Annotated in this window: 3 protein-coding genes and 2 pseudogenes; 3 read left to right on the top strand and 2 right to left on the bottom strand. The window is 64.5% G+C overall.

The features are described from left to right. The first annotated feature begins 107 nt into the window (after positions 1 to 107). Positions 108 to 1,363: pseudogene (gene mshA, locus J7I85_RS01785) on the top strand (D-inositol-3-phosphate glycosyltransferase). 91 nt (positions 1,364 to 1,454) lie between these two features. Here mshA and J7I85_RS01780 read toward each other — a convergent pair. After that, positions 1,455 to 2,539, bottom strand: a pseudogene (locus J7I85_RS01780) (inositol-3-phosphate synthase). 492 nt (positions 2,540 to 3,031) lie between these two features. Between J7I85_RS01780 and J7I85_RS01775 the strand changes: the two are divergent. Beyond that, positions 3,032 to 4,498 carry an MFS transporter gene (locus tag J7I85_RS01775; protein ID WP_214845810.1) on the top strand — a complete coding sequence of 489 codons (1,467 nt, stop codon included), beginning with the start codon at positions 3,032 to 3,034 and terminating at the stop codon, positions 4,496 to 4,498. A gap of 144 nt (positions 4,499 to 4,642) precedes the next feature. Here the strand turns inward: J7I85_RS01775 and J7I85_RS01770 are convergent, their stop codons facing one another. After that, positions 4,643 to 5,323 (bottom strand): GntR family transcriptional regulator, encoded by a 681-nt coding sequence (locus tag J7I85_RS01770; RefSeq protein ID WP_214845807.1) that lies wholly within the window; start codon positions 5,321 to 5,323, stop codon positions 4,643 to 4,645. 122 nt (positions 5,324 to 5,445) lie between these two features. Between J7I85_RS01770 and purU the strand changes: the two genes are divergently transcribed. Beyond that, positions 5,446 to 6,360: a formyltetrahydrofolate deformylase gene (gene purU / locus J7I85_RS01765; RefSeq protein ID WP_214845805.1), complete on the top strand. Its 915-nt coding sequence runs from the start codon at positions 5,446 to 5,448 to the stop codon at positions 6,358 to 6,360. Positions 6,361 to 6,394 lie beyond the last annotated feature (34 nt).

Raw genomic sequence — 6,394 nt, 5'->3', positions numbered from 1 at the left:
CCAAAGTAGCCCAGTAAGACACTGCCAAAGCCGAACGGCCCCCGTCCTGGAGACGGGGGCCGTTCGTGTACCCCTTAACAGAGCTAACAGACCAAAAGGAATGAGCCGTGACCCCAATCAAGCGCGTGGCTTTCCTGTCGCTGCACACCTCTCCCATGGAACAGCCCGGTTCCGGGGACGCCGGCGGCATGAACGTTTACATCCGCGGCCTCGCCTCGGCCCTGGCCGAATCCGGCATCGAAGTGGACATCTTCACCCGCTCCACCTCGGCCGGCCAGCCCGCCGTCGAACATCCCGGTCCGGGAGTTCGCGTCCACAACGTCACCGCCGGGCCGCCGCGCAGGCTGTCCAAAGAGGAACTGCCGGACCTAATGCACAGCATGGTGGCCGAGATCCAGCGGATCGGCGCGCGGCAGCCGCACGCCCGGTACGACGTCATCCACTCCCACTACTGGTTGTCCGGCATGGTCGGGCTGGAGCTCTCCTGGCGGTGGGACATTCCGCTGGTTCACACAATGCACACCATGGCCAAGGCTAAGAATTTGGTGCTGCAGTCCGGCGAGGAGCCTGAGCCGCGGCGCCGCGAGGAAGGCGAACACCGCATTGTCGACGGCGCCACGCGCCTGATCGCCAACACGGTGCCGAGGTTGCCGAGCTGGTTTCGCATTACGGCGCCGACGCCGAACAGACCGATGTCGCTCCCCCGGGCGTTGACCTTTCGGTCTTCACGCCCGCCTCCCGCAGCCGGTCCCGCGCCGCCCAAGGCATTGCACCGGGCACCTTCCACCTGCTGTTCGCCGGCCGGATCCAGCGGCTCAAGGGGCCGCAGGTCCTGATCAGGGCTGCCGCCCTGCTCCGCCGGCGACGCCCCGACATCGACCTCAAACTGACCGTGCTCGGCGCGCTGAGCGGCGCCCGGGACTTCGACCTGGACGCGATTGTTACCGCCGAAGGAATGGACGACGCCGTCACTCACCATCCGCCGGTCGGAGCACCGAAACTGGCCTCCTGGTACCGCTCGGCCGACGTCGTCGTCATGCCCTCCTACAGCGAATCGTTCGGGCTTGTGGCCCTGGAGGCGCATGCTTGCGGCACCCCCGTGGTCGCCACACGGGTGGGTGGCCTGTCCCGCGCCGTCATTGACGGCCGCACCGGGCTTTTGGTGGACGGCCACCACGCCGCCGACTGGGCCGACGCCCTTGAAGCCCTCCACGACGACCCGGCCACCCGCCGCAACATGGGCACCGCCGCCGCCATCCACGCGGCAAACTCCGGCTGGCAACGAACCGCCGCCATCACCCTCGACAGTTACCACGCCGCCGCGGTACAGCGCCTCGGCCGTCTCACGGTCCTGGCCGGGTAGCCTCCGCATCCCTTAAACAGCGAGGCTCCCCCACCCGAAAGTGAGGGAGCATCGCGTGAAAACCTGCAGGACCTGAGGAAGGGTCCGGGGGTTAGCGGTCGAGGTCGCCGCGGATGAAGGCCTCGACCTGTCGCGGGCGAGGTCGTCGTTGAACTGCTCCGGCGGGGACTTCATGAAGTAGCTCGACGCCGACAGCAGCGGGCCGCCGATGCCGCGGTCCAGGCCGATCTTCGCCGCACGGATCGCGTCGATGATCACACCCGCGGAGTTCGGCGAGTCCCAGACCTCCAGCTTGTACTCCAAAGACACCGGGGCGTCGCCGAAGTTGCGGCCTTCCAGGCGGACGAAGGCCCACTTGCGGTCATCGAGCCACTGCACGTAGTCGGACGGGCCGATGTGGACGTCCTTCGCGGCGAGCTCGGCCTCGACGTTGGAGGTCACGGCCTGGGTCTTGGAGATCTTCTTGGACTCGAGCCGGTCGCGCTCGAGCATGTTCTTGAAGTCCATGTTGCCGCCCACGTTCAGCTGGTACGTGCGGTCCAGCGTCACACCGCGGTCCTCGAACAGCTTGGCCATGACACGGTGCGTGATGGTGGCACCGATCTGGCTCTTGATGTCATCGCCGACGATCGGCACACCCGCGGCGGTGAACTTGTCAGCCCACTCCTTGGTGCCCGCGAGGAACACCGGCAGGGCGTTGACGAACGCCACGCCGGCGTCGATGGCGCACTGGGCGTAGAACTCCGCGGCTTCCTGGGACCCGACCGGCAGGTAGCAGACCATGACATCGGCCTGGGAGTCCTTGAGCGCCTGCACCACGTCGACCGGCTCGGCCGGGGACTGCTCGATGGTCTCCAGGTAATACCGGCCCAGGCCATCCAGGGTGTGCCCGCGCTGGACCGTCACACCGCTGGGCGGAACATCGGCGAGCTTGATGGTGTTGTTTTCGCTGGCCAGGATCGCGTCGGCCAGGTCAACGCCGACCTTCTTGCCGTCCACATCGAACGCGGCCACGAACTGCACATCGTTGACGTGGTACTTGCCGAACTCCACGTGCATCAGACCCGGAATCGTGGCCTGGGGGTCGGCATCCCGGTAGTAATGGACACCCTGGACCAGCGAAGCGGCACAGTTACCCACGCCGACGATAGCTACACGAATCGGATTTGAAGACACGGAACTCCTTTGGAGGAAAAGCTGTTGCCGGGAGCGGCCGAGGATGGCGGAGCTGGAAGGCAGGGAAATTAGCGATCTCGGACCATTCGAAGCACCGCCCCCGGCGGTCCCGATCTCATCCGAATATGTTGCCCTCTATCTTCCCCCGCACGCCGGGCTGGGCGCTATGCCATCATCGGGCGGTTACACCTACCCAAAGGGGTAGGCGTAAAGTGCCGGCCACCCACTGGTGCGGGACCCAAGTCATCTTCTTGACAACGACTGTGAGCTGACGCACTCTGTTGCATAAGCCGAAGCCTGTTGATTACTGCGGAACACGAGAGGATCCCACGTGCTTGCGCATCTCCTGACGAACAAGGTGCTTTCTGCACACGCCCTGCCCGGTGATGAGTCCACTCCCGGCAGGCGCCGGCCGTATGCATGCAGGGTCAATCTTCGTCAGCACGGGCGTCCAGCGCCTGGATTCCCGCCAATATTCAGTAAGGAACCTGTATGACGATCCAAGGTGATGTCACTACCGATCAAAGCAGCAAAGACAGACAGTACTCCCGCCGGCTCACGGCGTCCGACATCAATGTCGTGGACCAGCGGATGCTTAAGAAGGCCCTCGGTGGCACCATCGTGGGCAACACCATGGAGTGGTACGACGTCGGCGTGTTCGGCTATCTGATCACCACCATGGGGCCGGTGTTCCTGCCGGAAGCGGACAGGACCGTTCAGACCCTGTTCCTGCTCGGCACCTTTGCGGCAACTTTCATTGCCCGCCCGATCGGCGGCGTCGTGTTCGGCTGGCTCGGGGACAAAGTAGGGCGCCAGAAGGTGCTCGCCGCGACCCTTATGCTGATGGCGGCCAGCACCTTCGCCGTCGGACTCCTCCCCGGCTACGCGCAAATAGGCGTTTGGGCGGCCGCGCTGCTGGTTCTCCTGAAGCTCGTGCAGGGCTTCTCCACCGGCGGCGAGTATGCCGGCGCCACCACGTTTGTGTGTGAATATGCCCCTGATAAGCGGCGCGGCTTCTTCGCCAGTTTCCTGGACATGGGCTCCTACATTGGCTTTGCCCTGGGCGCTGCCACGGTCTCCGTCCTGCAGGTCACCCTCGGCGAGGCCGCCATGGAGGAATGGGGCTGGAGGCTGCCTTTCCTGGTGGCCGGGCCGTTAGGCCTGATCGCCATCTACTTCCGGAACAAGATCGAGGAATCCCCCCAGTTCCAGGCAACCCTCGGCGCGCAGGAGTCAGCCGCCAGCCAAGCCGCCGCAAGCGATAAGAGTGTTGCCGTCGGCCCGGTGGGCATCATGAGAACCTACTGGCGCCAAATCGTGCTGGCCATGATCCTCGCCGGCGCTGCCAACACCGTCGGTTATGCCCTGACGTCGTACATGCCGACATACCTGACCGAATCCAAAGGCTACGACCCCCTCCACGGCACGCTGCTGACCATTCCGGTCCTGGTGGTGATGGCGCTGTGCATCCCGCTCACCGGCAAGCTTTCGGACCGCATCGGCAGGCGTCCGGTGCTGTGGATCGGTGCCGGAAGCACCGTCCTTTTTGCCGTCCCCGCGTTCATGCTCATCGGAATCGGCGACGTCTGGTCCACCCTGGCGGGCCTGTCCCTGGTCGCCTTCCCCGTCACGTTCTACGTGGCCAACCTCGCGTCAGCACTTCCGGCGCTGTTCCCCACCTCAAGCCGCTACAGCAGCATGGGCATCGCCTACAACTTCTCTGTGGCGATCTTCGGCGGAACCACGCCATTCCTGGTCCAGGGCCTGATCGCGGCCACCGGCGACGACATGGCCCCGGCCTACTACCTGATGGCGACGTCGGTCATCGGTGCGATCGCCATCTATTTCCTTCGTGAATCGGCCGGCCGCCCGCTGCCGGGCTCCATGCCGAGCGTAGACACGGAAGCCGAGGCGCAGGAGCTCATCGCCTCCCAGGACGCCAATCCATTGTGGCGCTAGCCGCGCTTTCTCCACAGCAAAGTGCCCCCGTCCGGGTAGCGTTTCACCACCAAACCGGGCGGCGCCACCCATCCTTTAGGATGGGCGCGCTTCACGACGGCGAGGCAACGTCCCGCCGTCGTCGTTGCCAGGCAACAACAAGCGCTAGGCTGCGAACAGGGCCGTCCGCACGGCCTTCTCAAAGCCGTCGACGTGAACGCGGGCCAGTTCGGCAGCCTGGGCCTCGTCCCCTTTGATCACCGCTTCAAGCAGGTCGACGTGCTCATGCACGTGCCGGGAAAGATTTGGCAGGCGGTCCAGCACCATGCACCAGATGCGCGTGGCGAGATTGTCGTAGCGGATCAGGACGTCTTCCAGGTGCGGGTTCGCTGCTGCAGCATAAATTCCCTGGTGCACCCTGGCGTCCAGCCGCAACGTCTCCACGACTGATGCGCTGTCCACGTCGAAGGACTCCACTTCCTCCACGATGAGGCGGAGACGCTCCCGCACTGCGGCGGTGGCCACCCGGGCGGCACGGGCGGCAGCAAGGGGCTCCAGCTGGGCCCTGATTTCCGAGATGAACGCGAGGTCCGTGACCTCCACCCGTGTTGCGAAGGTACCGCGCCTTGGATAAGTCACAACGAGCCGGTCCACTTCAAGCCGTTTGAGCGCTTCCCTGACCGGAGTGCGTCCGACGCCGAGCTCCTTTGCGAGCCCCTCGTCGTACAGCGGATCGCCAGGCCGGATCTCCAAAGTCAGCAGGCTGTCCCGGATCCGTTCGTAGGCCACATCGGCCAAGGACCTCGAACCTCCGGCCTCCGTCACCGCCAAAGCTTCAAACGCCACCGCTCCGCCTCTCCTGTGGGCCAACAATCTGACTATTGACCTCATCCGCTCACCAGTATACGCTGGCAATCACTGCTGATATATCAATAAGGTTATCAACCATATATCTAAAGGATTTCGACATGACCGTTGTGGACACAGCCACAGAAACCCGGCCGGCTCCGCACACCGCAGCCTCCGGAGAAACCAAAACCGGCAAGTTCGTACTCACACTGTCGTGTGTCGAACGTGCCGGCATCGTGCAGGCAGTAACCACGTTCCTTTTCGAGCGCGGATTCAACATCGAAGAGCACCAGCAGTTCGACGACGGCCTCCGCCAGACCCTGCACCTGCGCACGGCCTTCTCGGGTGCGACGGAACACGATCTGCAGACGCTCGAAGAGGAGTTCCGCCCCATCGCGGAACGCTTTGACATGAAGTTCAACGTCCACGACGAGACCAAGCACCGCGTTCTGGTCATGGTGTCGAAGTTCGGGCACTGCCTGAACGACCTGATTTTCCGCTGGCGTGGCGGCAGCCTTGGCGGGGACCTGGCCCTGGTGGTTTCCAACCACGAAACGCACCGGGCAATGGCCGAGGCTGCCGGCCTTCCGTTCGTTCACATCCCCGTGACCCCGGAAACCAAGCAGGACGCCGAGCGGCGTCTGCTGGAGCTCGTGGACGAGTACGACATCGACCTCGTGGTCCTGGCCCGGTACATGCAGGTGCTGTCCGATGACCTGTGCCGGTCCCTCGAGGGCAGGGCCATCAACATCCACCACTCGTTCCTGCCGGGGTTCAAGGGCGCACGCCCCTACCACCAGGCCTACGACCGCGGCGTCAAGCTTGTGGGTGCAACCGCCCACTACGTCACCGCCGACCTGGATGAGGGCCCGATCATCGAGCAGGAAGTCATCCGGGTCGACCACACACATGGACCGGGCACCCTCTCCACCATCGGACAGGACGCCGAAGCCCTCGCCCTGTCCCGCGCTGTGCGCTGGCACTGCCAACACCGGGTACTGCTGGACCAGACCAGCACAATCGTCTTCCGCTAAAGCAGCCACGTACAGGCCGCGAAAGCCCACTACC

Origin of the sequence: Arthrobacter sp. ISL-65, assembly GCF_018613795.1 — a bacterium.
In the GTDB taxonomy this organism is placed as follows: Bacteria; Actinomycetota; Actinomycetes; order Actinomycetales; family Micrococcaceae; genus Arthrobacter.
This window is presented reverse-complemented; position numbering and strand designations above follow the sequence as displayed.